Below are 21,883 nucleotides of genomic sequence, written 5' to 3'. Positions count from 1 at the left end.
CGTCGGCGCATATGCTGGAGGTACGTGAGCACGGAACCTGGCGCCAGGAACCCGGATCGGGAGACGTCCGGCCGGGACCGGCCGGAGGGACCCGGGGGCCCGCGGCCAGGGCGCAACGCTGATGCACGCCGACCCTGCGAGCACCGCCATGACACAGCAGGCAGTCACCCCCAGGACACAGTCGGACACCCTGCTGCGCCGCTTCGACGCAGCCGCGGAGCGTGACCCGTCGGCCGTCGCCGTACGGTCCGGAACGCACGCCGCGACCTACCGGGAGCTCCGCGACTCCTCCCACGCACTCGCCCGGCAGCTCGGGCCCCTCGTGGCGGACCGGCCGGGGCCGGTCGCCGTACTGATCGAACCCGGCCCGGACCAGGTGTGCGCCGCTCTGGCGGCGATGCGCTGCGGCAAGCCGTATCTGCCGGTCGATCTGTCCTACCCGCGGCAGCGCATCGACAGCATCCTCGCCGACGCCGCGCCCGCCGCCGTGATCAGCGGGCCGGACCCGCACGAGCACATATCGGCCGGATCGTGCGGGGACTCCGCCCGGGTGACCTCCGACGACGCCTACGTGATCTACACCTCGGGGTCGACCGGGAGTCCCAAGGGAATCGTGATCCGGCACGAGGGCATCCTGAACCTCCTTGACGAGTGCGTGGCCAGGCGCCGGCTGGCGCCCCGCAGCCGGTACAGCACATGCGCGAGCCCGGGGTTCGACGCTGCCGTGCTGGAGACCTGGACGTCGCTGACCACCGGCGGCGAACTCGTCGTCACGCCGGACAACCGCCGCTGGCACCCCGCGGAGTTCGCGCAGTGGCTGGCCGACGAGCACATCGCGCACGCGTACGTTCCCGCGGCCTTCCTGCCCGCCATGGCGCAGGGGCTGCGGTCCGGGCTCGACCTGCGCTCGCTGGAGCGCATCATCGTCGCCGTCGAGCCCATTCCCCGCGGCCTGCTCGGCGAGATCAAGCGGGCCCTTCCCGGACTCACCCTGATCAACGGTTACGGACCCACCGAGGCTTCCGTGTGCGTGTCGATGTACGAGGTGACGGAGGCCGACGAAGGGCCGGAACGCACGCCCATCGGCACCGCGATCCGCGCCACGGACCTGCTCGTCGAGCCGCTGGAGACGGAGCCGGAGGGGACGGCGGCCGCCGGAGCGGACGGGGCGGACCGGGACCACGCCGACGGCACACGCGGGGAACTGCACATCGGCGGTGCGGGAGTCGGGCGCTACATGCACCCGCAGGACGGGGACCGGCCCGCCTTCTACACGCGTACTGCCGAGGACGGCACGCCTCGGCCGTATTACCGCACCGGGGACATCGTCCGCGTGGACAGCGAGGGCGTGTACACCTTCCTCGGCCGCGTCGACCACATGATCAAGATCCGCGGTCACCGGGTGGAGCCCGGGGACGTCGAGCACGCCCTGCTCGACCAGCCGGGGCTCGCGCAGGCCGTCGTGCTCAAGCTCCCGGCGCCCGGCGCCCCCGCCGGCCCCACCGGCGGCAAGGCCGACGGCAGCACGGCCCCCGCTGAGGGCGCCGGCGCCGGCTCAGGCGCCGATCAGCTCGTCGCGTACGTCGTGCCGGCGCCCGGCCCCGCCGGCCAGTCGCTCGACGTGGCCCGTGTCCGCAAGCAGCTGCGAGAGCGGCTGCCCTGGTACGCGGTGCCCCACCGGATCGTCGTGCGGGAGAGGTTCCCGCTGACCGAGCACGGCAAGATCGACAGAGCGGCCCTCGCCGCCGACACCCACATCCCGGAACTCGGCCCGGCCGTCGGCGAGCACCCGCAGGACACCGAGGTCGAACCGGAACTGCTGCGCCTGTGGAACGAGGTGCTCGGCAGCACGTCCGGCACGAGCGGAACGCCGGACCCCGGGCTCTCCTTCCTGGCGAACGGCGGGGACTCGCTCGCCGCCGGCCGGATGGCGGCCGACCTCACCGAGCGCCTGGGCAGAGAGGTGCCGGTGCTCGAGATCCTGCTGGCGGACGACCTCGGCGACCTTCAGGAAGTGGTCAGCAGGACGCTCGCCGAACCGTCGCCGCCGGACACCGCGGCAGGTCCCGCGCCCGCCGCGCCCCCTCGGATGCGGGCCGCGCAGCCCGGCGAACCCGTTCCCGCGACGTACGGGCAGCGCGGACTCTGGTTCCACGACTCGCTGCACCCGGGGAGCGCCGTATACAACGAACCCCTCGCACTGCGGCTGCGCGGACCGCTGGACCGCGACGCGCTGTCCTACGCGCTGGACACCGTCGTCGAGCGGCACGAGGCCCTGCGCACCGACCTCGTCATGAGCGGCGGCACTCTGCGGCAGATCGTCCGCCCGGCCGAACCGGTGGAGATGACCACCGGGGACGTGAGCACCGCCGGGGACCGGGACGCCGCGCTGCGGCAGGCCGTACGGGACGCGGTGCACCGACCGTTCGAGCTCTCCCGCGGCCCGCACCTGCGCGCACATCTGGTGAGGTGCGGGGACGAGGAGCACCTGCTGGTGCTGACCCTGCACCACAGCGCGTTCGACGGAGCGTCGGCGGACATCCTCTTCGCCGAACTCTCCACGCTCTACACGCAGTACACCACCGGCAGCCCCCACGGTCTCGGCCCGACCGAGAGCCAGTACTGCGAATTCGCGCTGTGGCAGCACGAGTTGGTCACCGGCGGCCACATGGACGACGACGTGGCGTACTGGCGGGAGGAGCTCGCCGGCCTGCCTGAGACGACGGACCTGCCCACGGACTTCCCGCGTCCCGAGACGGCCTCGGGGAACGGGGCGCTCGTGCGCGGCCACCTGTCGCCCGAACTGGTGTGCCGTGTCGAGGAGTTGGCCAGGTCCGCCGGAGCCACCCGCTACAGCGCGTTCCTGGCGGCCCTCCACGTACTGCTCTCCCGGTACTGCGGCACCGGTGACGTGGCCGTCGGCGCCCCCTTCTCCGGGCGCGACCAGCTCCGGACCGCCGGAGCCGTCGGCTACTACCTCAACATGCTGCCGCTGCGCGCCGACCTGGACGGCGCGCCCTCCTTCCGCCAGCTCCTGACCCGCACCCGGCGGACGGTCACCGCCGCATACGCCCGTCAACGGGCCCCCTACGGGCTGCTGCTGGAGGAGCTGGGCGGCACGTCGGGGGCGGAGAACCCGTATCTCCAGGTGTGCCTGGTCCCCGAGGACGTCTACCGGCACGAGATGACGTTCGCCGGTATCGAGTCGTCCTTCGAGTACTACGACACGGGCATCGCCAAGTTCGACCTGACCGTCAACCTCATCCCGGACCCCGGCGGCGGACTGCGCCTCACGGCGGAGTACAGCACCGACCTGTTCCGGGCGGCGACCGTCGAGCGGATGCTCGGCCACTTCCGCGCGGTCCTGGAATCGGCGACGGCGGAGCCGGACCTGCCCGTGCACGAGCTGACGATGCTGACGGCGGCCGAACAGGCGCAGATCCTCGGCACGTTCGCCGGCGGACCGCCCGGCGCCGCCCCGCACGGCACGGCCGGAGCGGACGTGTGCGTGCACCAGCTCGTGGACCACTGGGCGGAGTCCACGCCGGGCGCCGTGGCGGTGGTGTCGGACGAGGAGGAGCTGACGTACCGCGAACTGGTGTGCCGTGCGGATCAGTTGGCCCACTATCTCGCCGAACGGGGTGCCGAGCCCGGCTCGCGGGTGGGCGTCTGCCTGCCGCGCGGCAGCGACGCGGTCGTCGCGTTCCTCGCCGTCCTCAAGACCGGCAGCGCGTACGTGCCGCTCGACCCGGCGTATCCCGAGCACCGCCTCTCGTTCATGGCCGACGACGCGGACCTCGTGGTCACCCTCACCGAGGAGCTCCTCGACGAGGAACGGGCGGCGATCGCCGCCGGCCCCTCCCGCCCGCCCGCCGTCGCCCTCACCGGCGAGGACATCGCTTACGTCATCTACACGTCGGGCTCCACCGGGAAACCCAAAGGCGTCCGCATCCCGCACGGCGCCGTCGTCGACCTCGCCCTCGGCGCGCCCCGCTGGGCCGGAATCGGCACCGCGACCCGGCTGCTGCTCGTGGCGTCGCTCTCCTTCGACCTCGTCACCTTCGACATGTGGGGCACGCTGGGCAACGGCGGGCGGCTCGTGCTGCCGCCGTCGGGCGCCCTGACCCCCGACGGACTGGCCTCCCACATGGCACGGCACGCGGTCACGCACGCCGACATGCCCACGGCGCTCTTCCACCGACAGGTGGAGGCGGCCCCGTCCTCCCTGGCCGGGCTGGAGACGCTCGTGGTCGGCGGCGAGGTGCTCAACCCCGCGCTCGCCGCGGCCGCGCTCGAGGCCGCGCCGGGAATGCGTCTGATCAACGCCTACGGGCCGACCGAGGCCACGACCTACGCCACGTACCACGTCATGAACTCCCCGGACGACGTCACCGCACCGGTGCCGATCGGCCGTCCGACCCCCAACACCCGGGTCCGCATCCTCGATTCGCACCGGCAGCTCGTGCCGGTGGGGGTCGTGGGCGAACTCCACCTCGGCGGGCCCGGACTCGCCCACGGCTATCTCGGCAGCCCCGAACTGACCGCCGAGCGCTTCACGGACGATCCGTTCGGTCCCCCCGGTGAACGGCTCTATGCGACCGGCGACCTGACCCGGTGGCGTCCCGACGGCACCGTCGACTACGTGGGCCGCGGCGACGAGCAGATCAAGCTGTACGGCTTCCGCGTGGAGCCGGGCGACATCGAGGCCGCCCTGCGCGCGCACCCGCACGTCACGCACGCGGTCGTCGTCAGGCGCGAGGACCGGCCCGGCAGCCCGTATCTGGCCGGGTACTACACGACCGCTCCCGGGCAGGAGGTCACCTCGCGGGAACTGACGGACGTGGCCGCCGCGAGACTGCCCGCGTACATGGTCCCCCGCGTACTCACGGCGCTGGAAGGCTTCCCTCTCACCGAGGGCGGCAAGATCGACCGCGCGGCGCTGCCCGTCCCGCCGGCGGCGGGAGGTGTGCGGGACGCCGCCGGTCAGCAGGGCGAGCCGCGAACAGCGCGCGGGACGGAGCCGACGACGGGACCGGCAGCGGTACCGGAACCGGGGGCCGCGCAGGCTCAGGCGGCGTCAGCGGCAGCGGCGTCGGAAACGGAGGCCGCGGTGCCCGGTCTGGCGTCGGTTCAGGAGCAGATCACCGGGATCTGGCGCGACGTCATCACGGTCGACGCCCTCGACCCGGACGAGCGGCTCTTCGACATCGGCGGTGCGTCCCTGCACGTCGCGCTCATCCACCAGCAGGTCACCGAGCGCTTCGGGCTGTCGGGCCTGCGCATGGTCGACGTGTTCAGCCACCCCACGGTCCGCACCTACGCCGCCCACGTCCACAGGCTGTGCATGAAAGAGAAGGCGGGTGAGGGGAGTTGAACACCGGCACCCCGGCGGGCACCCCCACCGGCGCCCCGGCCCGCGTCCCTTCGGGGCCCGGCGCGGGAAGCGGGCGAACGGCGATCGTGGGCATGGCGGGCCGCTTCCCCGGCGCGGCCGGCATCGACGCCCTCTGGTCGATGCTGTCCTCCGGCACCGAGGCGGTGCGCCGCTTCTCGGACGCCGAACTCCGCGCCGCGGGAGTCCCGCAGAGCCGGTCCGACGACCCTGACTACGTGCCCTTCGGCGCCGACCTACCCGGCATCGACGAGTTCGACGCGGAGTTCTTCGGGATCACCCCGGCCGAGGCCCGGCTCATGGACCCGCAGCACCGGATCTTCCTCGAATGCGTGTGGGAGGGCCTGGAGGACGCGGGCACACCGCCCACCGCGCACGGCGGACGCGTCGGCGTCTTCGGCAGCACCAGCCTCAGCTCGTACCTGCTCCACAACGTCCTGCGCTCGGCGGAACACCGCGACCAGGCGTTCACGTATCCCGTACTGCTCGGCAACGACAAGGACTTCCTGGCCACCCGCGTCTCGTACGCGCTGAATCTGCGCGGCCCGAGCGTCACCGTGCAGTCGGCCTGCTCCAGCTCGCTCGTGGCCGTCGACGAGGCGTGCGCGGCACTGCGGTCGGGGCGGTGCGACGTGGCGGTGGCGGGCGGAGTCAGCGTGTTCACACCGCAGACCGTGGGCTACCGCCATCAGGCGGGCGGCACGTTCGCGCGCGACGGCCACTGCCGTCCGTTCGACGCCGACGCCTCGGGCATGGTGCGCGGAAGCGGCTGCGGAGTGGCCGTACTGAAGAGGCTCGACGACGCGATCGCCGACCGGGACCGCATATATGCCGTCGTCGCCGGTACGGCCGTCAACAACGACGGCTCGGCGAAGGCGGGTTACAGCGCGCCGGGCGCTGCCGGCCAGGACGAGGTCGTCCGCGCGTGCCTGGACGTCTCCGGCGTCCCGGCCTCGGCGGTCGGCTTCGTCGAGGCGCACGGCACGGGCACCTACCTCGGCGACCCCATCGAAGTGGCCGCCCTGCAACAGGCGTACGAGACCACCGGCGATCCGCCGGCCGAGTGCGCGCTGGGCAGCATCAAGGCGAACATCGGGCACCTCGACGCGGCTGCGGGCATCGCCGGACTGATCAAGACGGCACTGGTGCTGCAACACCAGAGGTTCCCGCCGCAGATCAACTTCACCGAGCCCAACCCCGAACTGCGCCTGTCGGAGACGCCCTTCGTCGTCCACCGACGGCTGACCCGGCCGGAGCGGCCCGTCGACGCCGCCGCCGTCACGTCCCTCGGCATCGGCGGCACGAACGCGCACTGCGTGCTGGAGAGGGCGCCGGCTCCCCCCGCGCGTGGGGCGTTCCGGCCGGGCTCCGGCGTGGGCCACGTGCTGCCGCTGTCGGCGCCCGACACGGACCGCCTGCGCGAGCTCGCCGGCGACCTGCTGGCCCACCTGGACCGGAATCCGCGGACACGGCTCGACGACCTCGCGCACACGCTGGCCCGCGGCCGGCTCGCGCTGCCGTGCCGCACCGCTGTGACCGCAGGCGACATGGAGCAGGCGCGAGCGGGGCTGCGGGAGGTGCGCGAAGGCCGGTTCGACGCGGCTGCGGCCCGGGAGGACCGGGCCGCACACGGGCACTCCGGCGCCGGCTCCCCCCGGGCGGGCGGCGCGGGCGAGGCGCGGAAGACACGGCTGCCGGGACTGCGGCTGCGGCGCACCCGCCACTGGATCGAGCCGGAGCCCGGCGACCGGCAGCCGGAGAGCCGCGGTGAGGAGCGCCAACGCCCCGCACCGGATGACGCCGGACCGGATGACGCCGGACCGGAGGCCGCGGGACCGGATGACGCGGGACCGGAACCCACCGGAGCGGACGGCGCCGTCGGCCCCGTGGAGACCGCCACCGCCCTCTTCCGGGCTCACCTGGGCATCGCGTCGGCGGGCCCCGACGACGACTACTTCGAGCTCGGCGGTGACTCACTGCACGCCATCGGCCTCGTCGACGCGCTGCGCGGGCAACTCGGCGCGGACCTGACGCTGGAGCGGTTCACCGCGCTGGGAACGCCCCGCCGGGTGGCCGAGTGGTCCACGGGACGGCACGACGAGGACGACGAGGAGGACGGTGCGGGCCACGCCGGCCGCCCCGGCCACGCCGGCGACACCACCGTGCTGGTCAAGGAGGGCCGCCCGGACCGCTCGGAGAGGAACGTGCCGGTGTTCCTGATCCACCCCTCGGGCGGCTCCGTCTCCTTCGCGCAGGCGCTCGCCGCGCACAGCAACGATGCGAGCCCCGTGTACGGCATCGGCTACCCGTCCGCGCTGGCCGGCTCCCTGACCACCGTCCCGCGCATGGCGCAGCACTATGTCCGCCTCATCCGCCGGGTGCGGGCACACGGCCCGTACCGCGTCGGCGGCTACTCGATGGGCGGTGCGGTCGCCCTGGAGACCGCCCACCTGCTCACCGAGGCGGGCGAGGAGGTCGAGCGGGTACTGATGTGGGACACCCCGCCGCCGCAGCCGGGCGACCGGGCGCTGAGCGAGCAGGAGTTCCTCGCCCTGTATCCCCGGCTGCTGCGGCTGATGTTCGGGCTTCCCGCCCCGGAGCCGGGCCACCCGCCGCGCACGGCCGACGAGGCCATCGAGTCGGTGCGCCCGTCGGGCTGGAGCGAGGCCACCGTCCGCGAGCTGCGCGGCATGTACGAGGTGTGGCGCGTGTGCGACCGGGCCCTGGCGGGGTACCGGCCGCGCCGCTACGGCGGCCCCGTCCATCTCTTCACGGCTCAACAGCCCGTGCCGGACGAGCTGTTGAGCGTTGCGGACGGCGCGCCCCCCGCCGACTGCACGATCGAGGGCTGGCAGCATCTGCTCACCGGAGAGCTGCGTGCGACAGCCGTTCCCGGCCACCACTTCAGCATGTTCGACGCGCCCCGGCTCCCGGACCTCGCGGCCGCCTACGACCGGGCACTCGCAGCGGACAGGCCCGGACGCGTCCCGGCGCCGGCCGGCGGTGAGCACCGCCGGCACCGTCCCTCAGCGCTGCTCTTCCCCGGCCAGGGCAGCCAGTTCGAAGGGATGGGACGCGAACTCTTCGCCCGTTACCCCGAGTTGACGGCCGAGGCTGACGAGGTCCTCGGGTACTCGGTCGCGGACCTGTGCGCCGGAGACCCGAGGCGCCCGCTCAGGGACACCGCGTACACCCAGCCCGCGCTCTACACCGTGAACGCGCTGGCCCTGCGGCAGCACCGGGAGCAGAACGGGGACCGGCCGGCCGTGGTGCTGGGCCACAGCCTCGGGGAGTACAACGCGCTGGAGGCCGCGGGGGTCTTCCCGTTCACCGAGGGGCTGCGGCTCGCCGCGGAGCGCGGCGCGGCCATGGCACGCGTCTCCGGCGGCGGAATGATCGCCGTCAACGGCCTTGCGGAGGAGGAGATCCGAGCGGTTCTCGACGAGCGTGGCCCGACGCGGGTCGACCTCGCCGCCGCCAACGCCCCGCGTCTGCACACCCTCGCGGGCCCGGACGACGAGCTCGAAGACCTGACGTCCGTACTGCTCGGAAGCGGAGCCCGGTCGGTGCGCAGGCTCGACGTCGGAGGGCCCTTCCACTCGCGGCTCATGGGGCCTGCCGCGCGCGAGTTCAGTGCCGTTCTGGACAGGGCCGCACCTGCGTGGGCGCCGCCGTCCGTGCCCGTCATCGCCAACACGACGGCGCGGCCGCACTCCGCGGAAGGCATCGCGGGCGAACTCGCCGCCCAGATCGACCACCCGGTCCTGTGGGGCCGCTCGGTCGAGCGGGCCATCGCCGACCACGACCCGGAGTTCCACGAGATCGGCGGCCGCCGCGTCCTCACACCCATGGTCACGCAGGTGAGGAACGCACTGCGGAACGCCTGACGCAGCGACCGGCGCCCCGGAAAGGGGGGCGCCCGGCCGCCCGGCGTACTCGTGCGTCAGGCGGAGCCGTCGGGCCCTTCTTCGCCGGACTCCGCGTCCTTCTCCAAGCCGAACTGCTCGACGAGCCACCTGTCGAACTCGATCGACGCACGCACCCAGCTGACCACGCTGGAGACGAAGTGCTCGAGCGAGACCCCGGTGCCGATCAGCAGCTGCGCCTCACCGATCAGACGGACGGTGCCGTCGTCGTGGGTGTGGGAGTACACCTTCGGCCACAGCGTGCGCCGGTTCCAGTCGTCGATGGACTCCAGCAGCTTCGGCTTGTCCTCGATCGGGTGGGGCCGGTCGTAGAACGTACGGACCGAGAAGACCTGCTGCTCCTCCTCGCCCCGGAACATGAAGTACGTGCGGAACTCTTCCCACGGCGCCGCGAGGTCTCCCTCTTCGTCGACGACGTACTTCAGTTCCATCTGGTCCAGCAGCTGCTTGACCAGCTCCTGGTCGGGGATGACAGGGCCGGTCGGGCCGGATTCCTCCGGGCCGGGCTCCTTGCCCCCGAAGTTCGGAATCGAGGACGGATCGATGCTCACCGTGTATTTCCCTTCGTACGGATGTCGCCATCCTCCACCATGCCGGGCCCTTCCTGGCAAGCGACGCGGGACGGGCCCGCGTCACCGCCGGTCAGGCGCTCACGGTGTCCGCGTCTCCCGCGGCCTCGGGTGTGGTGCTGCCGACCATCAGGCCCTCCCAGCCCTCGACGTGGTCGACGCGCACGGTGTCACCGTCGCGCACCTCGCCCGAGAGGATCTCGCGGGCGAGCGGGTCGCCGATCGCCGTCTGCACCAGACGCCGCAACGGCCTTGCCCCGTACGCCGGATCGTTGCCCTCGCGGGCCAGCCAGGCCAGCGCGTCGGGTGTGACCTCCAGCTCCAGCCGCCGGTCGGACAGCCGCCGCCGCAGCGCCTCGATCTGGAGCTGTGCGATGCGGCTCAGCTCGTCCCCGCTGAGGGCGGAGAAGACGACGACGTCGTCCAGGCGGTTCAGGAACTCCGGGCGGAAGGACGAACGCACGGTCGCGAGCACCTTCTCGCGCTTCTCCTCCTGCTTTTCCAGGGGGTCCATCAGGTACTGGCTGCCCAGGTTGGAGGTGAGGACGAGGATGGTGTTGCGGAAGTCGACCGTGCGGCCCTGGCCGTCCGTGAGGCGCCCGTCGTCGAGGACCTGGAGCAGGATGTCGAAGACGTCGTGATGGGCCTTCTCGACCTCGTCCAGCAGCACGACGGAGTACGGGCGCCTGCGCACCGCCTCGGTGAGCTGCCCGCCCTCCTCGTATCCGACGTAGCCGGGAGGGGCGCCGACGAGCCGGGCGACGGAGTGCTTCTCCCCGTACTCGCTCATGTCGATGCGGATCATGGCGCGCTCGTCGTCGAAGAGGAAGTCCGCGAGCGCCTTGGCCAGTTCGGTCTTGCCGACCCCGGTGGGGCCGAGGAAGAGGAACGAGCCGGTGGGGCGGTCCGGGTCGGCGACGCCGGCGCGCGTGCGCCGGACGGCGTCGGAGACGGACCGTACGGCCTCGGTCTGACCGATCAGGCGCCTGCCCAGCTCGTCCTCCATGCGCAGCAGCTTCTGCGTCTCGCCCTCCAGCAGCCGGCCGGCGGGGATGCCCGTCCAGGAGGCGACGACGTCCGCGATGTCGTCGCGGCCGACTTCCTCCTTCACCATCGTCTCGCGCTCAGGCTGGGACGCGGCCTCCTCCTCCGCGGCGGAGGCCTCCTCCAACTCGCGCTCCACGTCCGGGATCTCCCCGTACAGCAGCTGTGAGGCCGACTCGAAGTCCCCTTCGCGCTGGGCCCGTTCGGCCTGGCCGTGCAGCTCGTCGAGGCGCTCCTTCAGCTCACCGACGCGGTTGAGGCCCTGCTTCTCCTTCTCCCAGCGGGCGGTCAGTCCGCGCAACTCCTCCTCGCGGTCGGCCAGTTCGCGGCGCAGCCGCTGCAGGCGCTCGACGGAGCCGGGATCGGTCTCGTTGGCGAGCGCCATCTCCTCCATCTTCAGCCGGTCGACGGCGCGCTGGAGTTCGTCGATCTCGACGGGCGAGGAGTCGATCTCCATGCGCAGCCGGGACGCGGCCTCGTCGACGAGGTCGATGGCCTTGTCCGGCAGGAACCGCGAGGTGATGTAGCGGTCGGAGAGCGCCGCGGCGGCCACGAGCGCGCTGTCGGCGATCTGGACCTTGTGGTGCGCCTCGTAGCGCCCCTTGAGCCCGCGCAGGATCGCGATGGAGTCCTCGACGGTCGGCTCGGCCACCAGCACCTGCTGGAAGCGGCGCTCCAACGCGGCGTCCTTCTCGATGCGTTCGCGGTACTCGTCGAGAGTCGTGGCCCCGACCATGCGCAGCTCGCCGCGGGCCAGCATCGGCTTGAGCATGTTGCCGGCGTCCATGGCGGAGTCGCCCCCGGCACCCGCGCCGACGACGGTGTGCAGCTCGTCGATGAAGGTGATGATCTGACCGTCGCTCTCCTTGATCTCGGAGAGCACCGTCTTCAGCCGTTCCTCGAACTCGCCCCGGTACTTGGCTCCCGCCACCATCGCTCCGAGGTCGAGCGCGACCAGGCGCTTGTCACGGAGCGACTCGGGGACGTCGCCCTTGACGACGCGCTGGGCCAGGCCCTCCACGACCGCCGTCTTGCCGACGCCGGGCTCACCGATGAGCACCGGGTTGTTCTTCGTACGGCGGGAGAGCACCTGCACCACGCGGCGGATCTCCTGGTCCCGGCCGATGACCGGGTCGAGCCTGCCTTCGCGTGCGGCGGCGGTCAGGTCCGTGCCGAACTTCTCCAGCGCCTTGTACGTGCCCTCCGGGTCGGGGTTGGTGACCCGGCGGCTGCCGCGCGAGGACTGGAACGCCTCCAGCAGCTTCTTGTCCGTGGCGCCCTGCTCCTTGAGCAGGTCGGCCGTCTGGCCTCCCTTGGCGGCGATGCCGATGAGCAGGTGCTCGGTGGACACGTAGGCGTCGCCGAGCTCCTTCGCCCGCTGGGTGGCGTCCGCGATGACGGCCAGCAGCGGCCGGTCCGGCTGCGGCTTGCTCACCGTCGACCCCTGGACGCTGGGCAGCGCCGCGATCTGGCGTTCGGCGCCCGAGCGGAGGGCGGCCTGGTCGGCGTCGACGGCGGCGATCAGGTCGGAGATGTTCTCGTTGTCCTCGCCCTGAAGGAGCGCGAGCAGCAGATGGGCCGCGGTGATGTCCGGGTGCCCGTCCGTCACCGCCCTGTCGCTGGCCGCGCTGATCGCTTCCCGGCTCTTGTTGGTCAGCTCCGCGTCCACTGGCGTGCGTGCCTCCTTCGTATGCGGCTTGCTGCTCACTGCTAGCTTCAGCATCCAGCAAGTTGAGTCTATTCCACTCAACTATCGCGCGACTAGATTCGTTCCCATGACGAGCATGGAAACCCACCCGCCCGAGCCGTCCGCCGCGTCCCCCCTCGACGCCTTCTGGAGGGAGCGCCGCTACGCGACCCTCACCACCCTCCGGCCGGACGGCACACCGCACGTGGTGCCCGTGAGCGTGACGTACGAACCCAGCCCGCCCGCACGGCCGGACGGACCCGCGGCGGACACGACGGCACAGGCGGACGGCCCCGCGAAGGCGGACGGGACGCAGGGCGCGGGCGCGGCCCGCGGAGCGGTGGGCACCGCCCGCGTGGTCACCCGCCGCCACAGCAGGAAGGCGCGCAACATCGCGGCCGCCGGCGAAGGGGGCATGCGCGTCGCCCTCTGCCAGGTCGACGGCGGGCGCTGGTCGACGCTGGAGGGCCGCGCGCGCATCCGTACGGACGCCGAGTCGGTCGCCGACGCCGAGCGCCGCTACGAGGAGCGCTACGGGCGGCGGCCCACCCCCAACCCCGAACGCGTACTGATCGAGATCACCGTCGACCGGACCCTGGGCATGAGCCGGGAGGCGTGAACTCCCGTCCGCCGCACACGAACGGGCCGCACGGAGCAGGCACGCAGCCCCCGTCGGAGCCCCGGCGGTTCAGCGGGCCGGGGCAGCGGACCAGGGGGTTCGGCGGACCGGGGGTTCAACCGGCCGGGTGGTAGCGGACCAGGGGTTCAGCGGGCCAGGGGTTCAACCGGCCGGGTGGTAGCGGACCAGGGGTTCAGCGGGCCAGGGGTTCAACCGGCCGGGTGGTAGCGGACCAGGGGTTCAGCGGACCGGCGGCTCGCCGCGCGGCTCAGCGCCCGTGCACGGCCCCGAACTCCTTCAGCACCGCCCGGGCCGACTTGGGATACGGCCGCCCCAGCAGCTCGTTCTTGGAGCCGACCGAGGTCACGGCCACCAGCGTCCCGGCGCCCCGCTTCTTGTCGAGATTGCGCAGCCACGGGCCGCCGCTGACCCCCTGCGTGAGCCGGCACGGAGACAGCGACAGGGCGCCCACGTTGCTGGCCGCGATCTCACCGCGCTTGTAGCGATGTGCCTTGCCCGAGCAGTAGTTGAGCGTCTCCCCGTCGAACGGCGAGGAGGCGGGGTAGCCGAGCGTCGCGGTGGTGCCGCCCCGCAGGGGCTCGGTCTTGAGTTTGTTCGCGCCGTACACCTGCTGAATCGTGCGGCCGTTCCGCTTCTCCATCCGCAGGAACGCCCAGTCGTACGGGAGCACGGACTCCAGGTCCTTCTTGCTGTTCCAGCCGGGCGCCGTCCTCCACGCCGTCACCCTCCACCCGTGAGCGATCACCGCCTTCGGGGCGTCGCCCGTGCCGCCGCGCCTGCCCTTCTTGTCGCCGCCCGGGCCCTTGTAGGCGGGCTGGAAGTACATCGCCCGCGGCCTGGCCGGACGCTCCGGGCTGAAGATGCAGTGCGCAGCGGTGGCGACGATGCTGCCGCTCGGCGAGTCGATGATCGCGGCGGAGCACGACTCCGCCTGATGACCCGGCAGCTCGGCGACGAGCTTCCCGACCGTACTCACCGTTCCCTGCGGCCAGGGGCTCCCCTTCGAAGCGGGCGGATACGGCGCGGGCGCGCTCGCCCCCATCAGAGCCAGCGAAGTGGTGCAGGTCAGGAGGGCGGCGAGCGCCGCACGTGTCGACGTCATGCATATACGCTCCGCCGTCGCCGTCCCCACGGCCAACGGCGCACACCTGATCAGGTTAACCGGGGAGGGTTCCGGGCCCCGGCCGGTGGGCGGGCCGCGGAATCTGCGCTCACTGCCGATGTCCCTCGAATGGGAACAGGCCGGTGTGGACGAGGCGGGGCGAGCACGATCCGCGGGTGGTCCTCACCGACCCGGAGGGCGACGGATTGCCCGTCCTGGGCCCGCGCAACGGCTCGGAGCCGAGCGGCAGCAGCGCGCCCCCGAGCGGCCGCTGCCCACCGGGAGCCCGGGACTCGTTCAGTCGCGGCGCTGCTTCTTGGGCCGCCAGACCACCAGGGCGCCGGACTGCGGGTGCACGTCCTCGTACGGGACGAGGTCGCGGCGGTAGGAGGCGTGGACCTGTGCCTCGCGCTGCTGCATGGCCGCGGCCGCGCCCTCGACCGCCTGCTGGAGCTCCACGACCCGGGATTTCAGCGCGGCGACCTGGTTCTCCAGCTCGATGATGCGCTTGATTCCCGCGAGGTTGATCCCCTCGTCCTGGCTCAACTCCTGTACCTGCCGCAGGAGTTCGATGTCGCGCGCCGAGTAGCGCCGGCCCCGCCCGGCGGCGCGGTCCGGCGAGACCAGCCCGAGGCGGTCGTACTGGCGCAGGGTCTGCGGGTGAAGACCCGAGAGCTGAGCGGCGACCGAGATGACGTACACAGGGGACTCGTCGGTCAGCTGGTAGGGGTTGCGTCGTCCACCTCGGCCGTTCACCTCAGTCTCCCTTCGCGGCCTGGAACAGAGCGGCCCGCGGGTCCTCCGCTGCGGTCGCGTCGCGGTAGGACTCCAGGATGCCCTTTGCCTTCTCGCTCAAATCCTTCGGAACCGATACGTCGATGGTGACCAGCAGGTCGCCCTTCGTCCCGTCCTTGCGCACGGCGCCCTTGCCGCGGGCCCGCATCGTGCGGCCGCTGGGCGTACCCGGCGGCAGCTTGAGCGTGACCGGCGGGCCGCCGAGCGTGGGCACCTTGATCTCGCCGCCGAGCGCCGCCTCCGGGTAGGTGACGGGCACGGTCACGGTCAGGTTGTCTCCCCTGCGCCCGAAGACCGGGTGACTGTCGACGTGCACGACGACGTACAGGTCGCCGTGCGGACCTCCACGCTCGCCCGGTGCGCCCTTGCCGCGCAGCCTGATGCGCTGCCCGTCGCTGACGCCCGCGGGGATGCGGACCTGCATGGTCCGCGAACTCGTCGCCCGTCCCGATCCCTTGCACGTGTCACAGGGGTCCTGGGCGATGAGCCCGCGGCCCTTGCAGTCGACGCAGGGATCGGTCAGGGAGAAGCCGCCACCGCCGCCGCGCGAGACCTGGCCGGTGCCCACACAGGTCGGGCACACGCGCGGTGAGCCGTTCTTGTCGCCCGTTCCGGCACACGCCTTGCACGCGGCCGAGGAGGACATCCGCAGCGGGACCGTCGCCCCGTCCACGGCCTCGGTGAAACTGAGCGTCACCTCGGACTCGATGTCCTGGCCACGCCGCGGCTGGGTGCGCGTACCGGCACCGCCGCGGTTGAACAGGCCGCCGAACACGTCGCCGAGACCGCCGCCGAAGCCGCCCGCACCACCCGGGCCGCCGGTGCCTCCGGGCTGACCGCCTCCGAAGAGGTCGCTCAGGTCGAAGTTGAAACCGCCGGCACCCCCGGGGCCGCCCGGACCGCCGGTCCTGATGCCGCCGTTGCCGAACAGGGCGCGCGCCTCGTCGTACTCCTTGCGGCGCTTGGCGTCGCCGAGCACGTCGTAGGCCTCGGAGGCGTTCTTGAAGCGCTCCTCCGCCTTGGCGTCGCCCCTGTTGGCGTCGGGGTGGTTCTCCCTGGCGAGCTTGCGGTACGCCTTCTTGATCTCGGCCTCGGTGGCGTCCTTCGGGACGCCGAGAACCTTGTAGTAGTCCTTCTCGATGAAGTCCTTGGTACTCATCCGCGGCGTCCCTCCTCCCCGGTGCCGTATCCGCGCGTGCCGTCCTGCCTTGTCTGGTCAGCCCTGGTCGGGGCCACCGTTCTCCTCTTCGTCGGCGGACTCCTCACCTGCCGGACCCTGGGCACCCGGCTGCGGCTCGGCCACACCGACCCTCGCGGGGCGGATGGTGCGTTCGCCGATTCGGTACCCGGGCTGAAGGATCTGCACGCACGTCGTCTCCGTGACGTCGGGCGAGTACGAGTGCATCAGCGCCTCGTGCACAGTCGGGTCGAAGGGCTCGCCCTCCTTGCCGAACTGCATCAGACCCATCTTGGCCGCGACCATCTCCAGCGACTCCGCCACCGACTTGAAGCCGCCGACGAGTTCACCGTGGTCACGGGCCCGGCCGATGTCGTCGAGCACCGGAAGCAGCTCCGTGAGCAGATTCGCCACGGCGACTTCCTTCACCGCCGCGCGGTCGCGCTCGACCCTGCGGCGGTAGTTCTGGAACTCCGCCTGGAGCCGCTGCAGGTCCTGCGTGCGCTCGTGCAGAGCCGTACGGGTCTGGTCCAGCTGAGCGGTCAGCGCCGCTTCCTGAGGATTCTGACCCGTCTCCCCGCCGAAGGCGGAGGAAGCCTCCGTTCCGGACCGGCCTTCCTGTTCGTTCTCGGTCACGTCCCCGGCGGGCTCCGCCGGACCCCCCGCGTCCTCCGCGGGGACGGGTCCGGCGGCCTGCGCCGCAGCGTCATCGGGCTGTACGGCGTCGGCGGGGACGTCGGGCTTCTGGTCGAAACCCGGAGTCTCCTCCGTCACGCGGCACCACCCTTCGGCTTCTGCTCGTCGTCCACGATCTCGGCGTCGACGACGTCTTCGTCACCCTCGGCCTTGCCCTCACCGGCAGCCCCGGCACCGGCCTGCGCACCTGCGGCCTCGTCCTGGGCGCCCTGGGCGCCCTGGGCGTCGGCGTACATGGCCTGGCCGAGCTTCTGGCTGGTGGACGCGACCTTCTCGCTGGCCTCGCGGATCGCCGCGGTGTCCTCGCCCTTCAGCTTCTCCTTGAGGTCCTCGAGAGAGCTCTCGACCTCGGTCTTGATCTCGCCCGGGACCTTCTCCTCGTTGTCCTTGAGGAACTTCTCGGTCGTGTAGACGAGCTGCTCCGCCTGGTTGCGGGTCTCCGCCGACTCGCGGCGCTTGGCGTCCTCGTCGGCGTACTGCTCGGCGTCGCGCATCATGCGCTCGATGTCTTCCTTCGGGAGCGCCGAGCCGCCGGTGACGGTCATCCGCTGCTCCTTGCCCGTGCCGAGGTCCTTCGCGGACACGTGCATGATGCCGTTCGCGTCGATGTCGAAGCTGACCTCGATCTGCGGCACGTTGCGCGGCGCGGGCGGCAGGCCCGTCAGCTCGAACATGCCGAGCTTCTTGTTGTACGCGGCGATCTCGCGCTCGCCCTGGAAGACCTGGATCTGCACCGACGGCTGGTTGTCCTCGGCCGTGGTGAAGGTCTCCGAACGCTTCGTGGGAATCGTGGTGTTGCGCTCGATCAGCTTGGTCATGATGCCGCCCTTGGTCTCGATGCCGAGGGACAGCGGGGTGACGTCCAGCAGCAGGACGTCCTTGACCTCGCCCTTGAGCACACCGGCCTGCAGGCTGGCGCCGATGGCGACGACCTCGTCCGGGTTGACGCCCTTGTTGGCGTCCTTGCCGGCAGTCAGGTCCTTGACCAGGTCGGCGACGGCGGGCATACGCGTCGAGCCACCGACCAGCACCACGTGGTCGATCTCGGACAGCTGGATGCCGGCGTCCTTGATCACGTTGTGGAACGGGGTCTTGCAGCGCGCCAGCAGGTCCTCGGTCAGCTGCTGGAACTGCGAGCGCGTCAGCTTCTCGTCCAGGTGCAGCGGCCCCTCGGCGGACGCCGTGATGTAGGGCAGGTTGATCGAGGTCTCGGTCGAGCTGGACAGCTCGATCTTCGCCTTCTCCGCCGCCTCACGGAGACGCTGGAGGGCCATCTTGTCCTTGGACAGGTCCACGCCGTGCCCGGACTGGAACTGCTTGACCAGGTGGTCGACGATGCGCTGGTCCCAGTCGTCACCACCGAGGTGGTTGTCGCCGTTGGTGGCCTTGACCTCGACGACACCGTCGCCGATCTCCAGCAGCGAGACGTCGAAGGTGCCGCCACCGAGGTCGAAGACCAGGATCGTCTGGTCTTCCTTCTCCATCCCGTAGGCGAGGGCGGCGGCCGTCGGCTCGTTGACGATGCGCAGCACGTTGAGGCCCGCGATCTCACCGGCCTCCTTGGTGGCCTGACGCTCGGCGTCGTTGAAGTACGCCGGGACGGTCACGACGGCGTCCTCGACCTTCTCGCCGAGGTAGGACTCCGCGTCGCGCTTCAGCTTCTGCAGGATGAACGCGCTCATCTGCTGCGGGTTGAAGTCCTTGCCGTCCAGGTTGATCTTCCAGTCGGTGCCCATGTGACGCTTGACCGACCGGACCGTCCTGTCGACGTTGGTGACGGCCTGACGCTTGGCCACCTCGCCGACGAGCACCTCGCCGTTCTTAGCGAACGCCACAACGGACGGCGTGGTCCTGGCGCCCTCGGCGTTGGTGATGACGGTGGACTCACCGCCTTCGAGAACACTGACGACGGAGTTCGTCGTGCCCAGGTCGATGCCGACCGCACGTGCCATTTCGGTTTCCTCCAGCTGATGTCTTGAGTGAAGCTGACTCAAGAGTGCATGGCCGCCCCGATAACGTCAACTGGCTTGAGCGTGGTCCACTCAACTCTTATGCAGTCTTTATGCGCACCCGCCTCCCACCAGGGACGGAGCAACGGGACCGGCCGCACCGGACGGCGCACACGCGTGCCATGGCGCCCCGCGACGCATATCACCGCCCGCCCGGGTATCAGCAGGGCCGGAGGACTGGGTAATCTCATACGGATCAGTTAAGTTACTGCTTAGTAAGCCAATCGATCAGGTCTCGCTCGAAGGCCGCCCGAGGAGCCCGCATGCAACTCGCCGCGATCGTCGTTTCGCTGGTGCTGGCCGCGGTCGGCATCGCGCTGTTCGCGCGCGCCGTCACGCAGATCTACCGCTTCGTCAGGCTCGGACAGCCGGTGCCGGAGGGCCTTCGCACCGACGACCCGGGAGCGCGCACGCTCACCGTCGCCCGTGAGTTCTTCGGCCACACCCGGATGAACCGCTGGGGCGTCATCGGCTTCGCGCACTGGTTCGTCGCCGTGGGCTTCTTCGCGCTCGTGCTGACGCTCGTGCACGCCATGGGTCAGCTCTTCCGTGCCGACTGGACTCTGCCGCTCATCGGCACGTGGGCGCCGTACGAGATCTTCACGGAGTTCATCGGCCTGATGACGACGCTGGGCATCATCACGCTCATCGTCGTCCGCCTGCTGAGCCTGCCATCGCGCGCGGGCCGCAAGTCCCGCTTCGCGGGCTCCAAGGCGGGCCAGGCGTACTTCGTCGAGTACGTCATCCTCACCATCGGCGTCGCCATCCTGGTGCTGCGCGGGCTCGAGGGTGCGCTGCACGGCGTCGACGGCTACGAGGCCTCGTACTTCGTCTCGTATCCGCTCGTGGCCGCCTTCGAGGGACTGAGCGTGAGCGCGCTCCAGAACCTGACGTACCTCGTCGCGCTCATCAAGATCGACACGTCCTTCGTGTGGATGATCGTCGTCGGGCTCAACACCAACATGGGTGTGGCCTGGCACCGCTTCCTCGCCTTCCCCAACATCTGGTTCAAGCGCGACGCGCAGGGCGGTACCGCGCTGGGCGAGCTGCGGCCGATGGTCTCAGGCGGCAAGGAGATCGACTTCGAGACCGCCCTCGACGACGACAACGAGGAGGAGGTCCGCTTCGGCGCCTCCCAGGTCGAGGACTTCTCCTGGAAGGGCATCCTCGACTTCTCGACCTGCACCGAGTGCGGCCGCTGCCAGTCGCAGTGCCCCGCCTGGAACACCGGCAAGCCGCTCTCGCCGAAGCTGCTGATCATGTCGCTGCGCGACCACGCGCACGCCAAGGCCCCGTACTTGCTCGCCGGCGGCGGCAAGACGATGGAGGGCGAGGAGAAGGCGACCGACGAGCAGCTGAAGGACGTGCCGAAGGCCGCGCTGGAGGAGGCCGAGCGTCCGCTGATCGGCACCGCCGAAGAGAACGGCGTCATCGACCCGGACGTGCTGTGGTCGTGCACCACGTGCGGCGCGTGCGTCGAGCAGTGCCCGGTCGACATCGAGCACGTCGACCACATCGTCGACATGCGCCGCTACCAGGTGATGATCGAGAGCGCCTTCCCGAGCGAGGCCGGGACGATGCTGAAGAACCTGGAGAAGAAGGGCAACCCCTGGGGCCTGGCCAAGAAGCAGCGTCTGGAGTGGACGAAGGAGCTCGCGGAGGCCACCGGCTTCGAGGTGCCCGTCGTCGGCAAGACCGTCGAGGACCTGACCGAGGTCGACTACCTGTACTGGGTTGGCTGCGCCGGCGCCCTGGAGGACCGGGCGAAGAAGACCACCAAGGCCTTCGCCGAGCTGCTGCACATCGCGGGCGTCAACTTCGCGATCATGGGCGGCGACGAGAAGTGCACCGGTGACTCGCCCCGCCGCCTCGGCAACGAGTTCCTCTTCCAGCAGCTCGGCGAGGAGAACGTCGCCACGCTGAACGCGGCGTTCGGAGAAGACGACGAGGACGAGAGCACCAAGCTCCCGGCCTCGAAGAAGAAGATCGTCGCAACCTGCCCCCACTGCTTCAACACGCTCGCCAACGAGTACCCGCAGCTGGGCGGACACTACGAGGTCATCCACCACACGCAGCTGCTCCAGCACCTCGTCGACGAGGGCAAACTGGTCCCCGTCACGCCCGTCGAGGGTCTGATCACCTACCACGACCCGTGCTACCTGGGCCGGCACAACAAGGTCTACACGCCGCCGCGCGAGATCATCGGCAAGGTGCCGGGCCTGCGGAACGAGGAGATGCACCGCCACAAGGAACGCGGCTTCTGCTGCGGCGCCGGCGGCGCCCGGATGTGGATGGAAGAGCGCATCGGGAAGCGCATCAACAACGAGCGCGTGGACGAAGCCCTCTCCCTGAACCCGGACATCGTCTCGACCGCGTGCCCGTTCTGCCTCGTCATGCTGACGGACTCGGTCAACGGCAAGAAGAACGATGCCCAGGCCAAGGAGGACCTGCGGGTCGTCGACGTCGCGCAGCTGCTGCTCGACTCCGTGCGCACGCCCGGTGACGACGGCGGACCGTCGGACGGCCCGTCGGACGAACCGGAGAAGGAGGAGAGCACGGAGCCCGAGCCCGCCAAGTAGGCCTCCGGGGCCCGCCTCCCGGCACAAATACGCGTGATCGAGCGGAGCTTGCCTTCCAGAACGGCAAGCTCCGCTCGTTTGCGACAACCTCCGTTCTTATTCGGTCACTTAACGTTCTTCACATGTCAATCGCCTTCGGGGGATACCCAACCGGCACCCCGCGTCCTAGCCTCGCTGACCAGCGGCTGCGAAATCCCGAACAGAAGGAGGCGACCCCGTTGCTGGACGGCGGCGACGTGGCGGTGAAGGCCCGCCCTGTCCCCCCTG

At 71.1% G+C, this 21,883-nt stretch carries 11 protein-coding genes; 4 read left to right on the top strand and 7 right to left on the bottom strand.

Annotated elements, in window-relative coordinates:
• Window positions 1–148: 148 nt before the first annotated feature.
• Entirely contained in the window at window positions 149–5,374 is a 5,226-nt protein-coding gene (locus tag EV375_RS20080) for a non-ribosomal peptide synthetase (protein ID WP_165434777.1), read from the top strand.
• Window positions 5,371–9,279 carry a type I polyketide synthase gene (locus EV375_RS20075; protein WP_130300660.1) on the top strand — a complete coding sequence of 1,303 codons (3,909 nt, stop codon included), beginning with the start codon at window positions 5,371–5,373 and terminating at the stop codon, window positions 9,277–9,279. The genes EV375_RS20080 and EV375_RS20075 overlap by 4 nt, the downstream gene beginning before the upstream one ends.
• A gap of 56 nt (window positions 9,280–9,335) precedes the next feature.
• Here EV375_RS20075 and EV375_RS20070 read toward each other — a convergent pair whose 3' ends face one another.
• On the bottom strand, window positions 9,336–9,869 hold the full coding sequence (locus EV375_RS20070; protein WP_055486779.1) for a type III secretion system chaperone family protein: 534 nt from the start codon (window positions 9,867–9,869) through the stop codon (window positions 9,336–9,338).
• A 91-nt stretch (window positions 9,870–9,960) separates the two neighbouring features.
• Complete coding sequence (clpB, locus tag EV375_RS20065) at window positions 9,961–12,600, bottom strand: ATP-dependent chaperone ClpB (RefSeq protein WP_130301981.1); 2,640 nt, start codon at window positions 12,598–12,600, stop codon at window positions 9,961–9,963.
• A gap of 106 nt (window positions 12,601–12,706) precedes the next feature.
• Between clpB and EV375_RS20060 the strand changes: the two genes are divergently transcribed.
• Window positions 12,707–13,237, top strand: coding sequence for a pyridoxamine 5'-phosphate oxidase family protein (locus tag EV375_RS20060; protein ID WP_486588595.1), 531 nt, complete (start codon window positions 12,707–12,709; stop codon window positions 13,235–13,237).
• A gap of 268 nt (window positions 13,238–13,505) precedes the next feature.
• On the opposite strand, the gene EV375_RS20055 is transcribed toward EV375_RS20060, so the two are convergent.
• The 5 genes from EV375_RS20055 to dnaK form a co-directional block, all read right to left on the bottom strand.
• Window positions 13,506–14,360 (bottom strand): hypothetical protein, encoded by an 855-nt coding sequence (locus tag EV375_RS20055; protein WP_130300659.1) that lies wholly within the window; start codon window positions 14,358–14,360, stop codon window positions 13,506–13,508.
• A gap of 297 nt (window positions 14,361–14,657) precedes the next feature.
• Window positions 14,658–15,116, bottom strand: a complete 459-nt coding sequence (locus EV375_RS20050) for a heat shock protein transcriptional repressor HspR (RefSeq protein ID WP_028437518.1) — start codon at window positions 15,114–15,116, stop codon at window positions 14,658–14,660.
• A gap of 1 nt (window position 15,117) precedes the next feature.
• On the bottom strand, window positions 15,118–16,314 hold the full coding sequence (gene dnaJ, locus EV375_RS20045) for a molecular chaperone DnaJ (protein WP_130300658.1): 1,197 nt from the start codon (window positions 16,312–16,314) through the stop codon (window positions 15,118–15,120).
• A gap of 57 nt (window positions 16,315–16,371) precedes the next feature.
• A complete protein-coding gene (gene grpE / locus EV375_RS20040) occupies window positions 16,372–17,106 on the bottom strand; it encodes a nucleotide exchange factor GrpE (protein WP_130300657.1) in 735 nt (244 codons plus the stop codon).
• Window positions 17,103–18,980, bottom strand: coding sequence for a molecular chaperone DnaK (gene dnaK / locus EV375_RS20035; protein WP_130300656.1), 1,878 nt, complete (start codon window positions 18,978–18,980; stop codon window positions 17,103–17,105). Before dnaK ends, grpE begins: the two co-directional genes overlap by 4 nt.
• A 320-nt stretch (window positions 18,981–19,300) precedes the next feature.
• On the opposite strand from dnaK, the gene EV375_RS20030 reads away from it, so the two are divergent.
• A complete protein-coding gene (locus tag EV375_RS20030) occupies window positions 19,301–21,616 on the top strand; it encodes a (Fe-S)-binding protein (protein WP_130300655.1) in 2,316 nt (771 codons plus the stop codon).
• The last annotated feature ends 267 nt before the right edge of the window (window positions 21,617–21,883 follow it).

This window comes from Streptomyces sp. CNZ301, assembly GCF_004217425.1.
Note: the sequence above shows the minus strand (reverse complement) of the source record. Positions and strands in the feature narration are given on the sequence as shown.

Coding starts and splice junctions, on each gene's coding strand:
- dnaJ (WP_130300658.1), bottom strand. CDS start 16,314: ATGAGTACCAAGGACTTCATCGAGAAGGACTACTACAAGGTTCTCGGC.
- EV375_RS20060 (WP_486588595.1), top strand. CDS start 12,707: ATGACGAGCATGGAAACCCACCCGCCCGAGCCGTCCGCCGCGTCCCCC.
- EV375_RS20080 (WP_165434777.1), top strand. CDS start 149: ATGACACAGCAGGCAGTCACCCCCAGGACACAGTCGGACACCCTGCTG.
- EV375_RS20030 (WP_130300655.1), top strand. CDS start 19,301: ATGCAACTCGCCGCGATCGTCGTTTCGCTGGTGCTGGCCGCGGTCGGC.
- EV375_RS20055 (WP_130300659.1), bottom strand. CDS start 14,360: ATGACGTCGACACGTGCGGCGCTCGCCGCCCTCCTGACCTGCACCACT.
- dnaK (WP_130300656.1), bottom strand. CDS start 18,980: ATGGCACGTGCGGTCGGCATCGACCTGGGCACGACGAACTCCGTCGTC.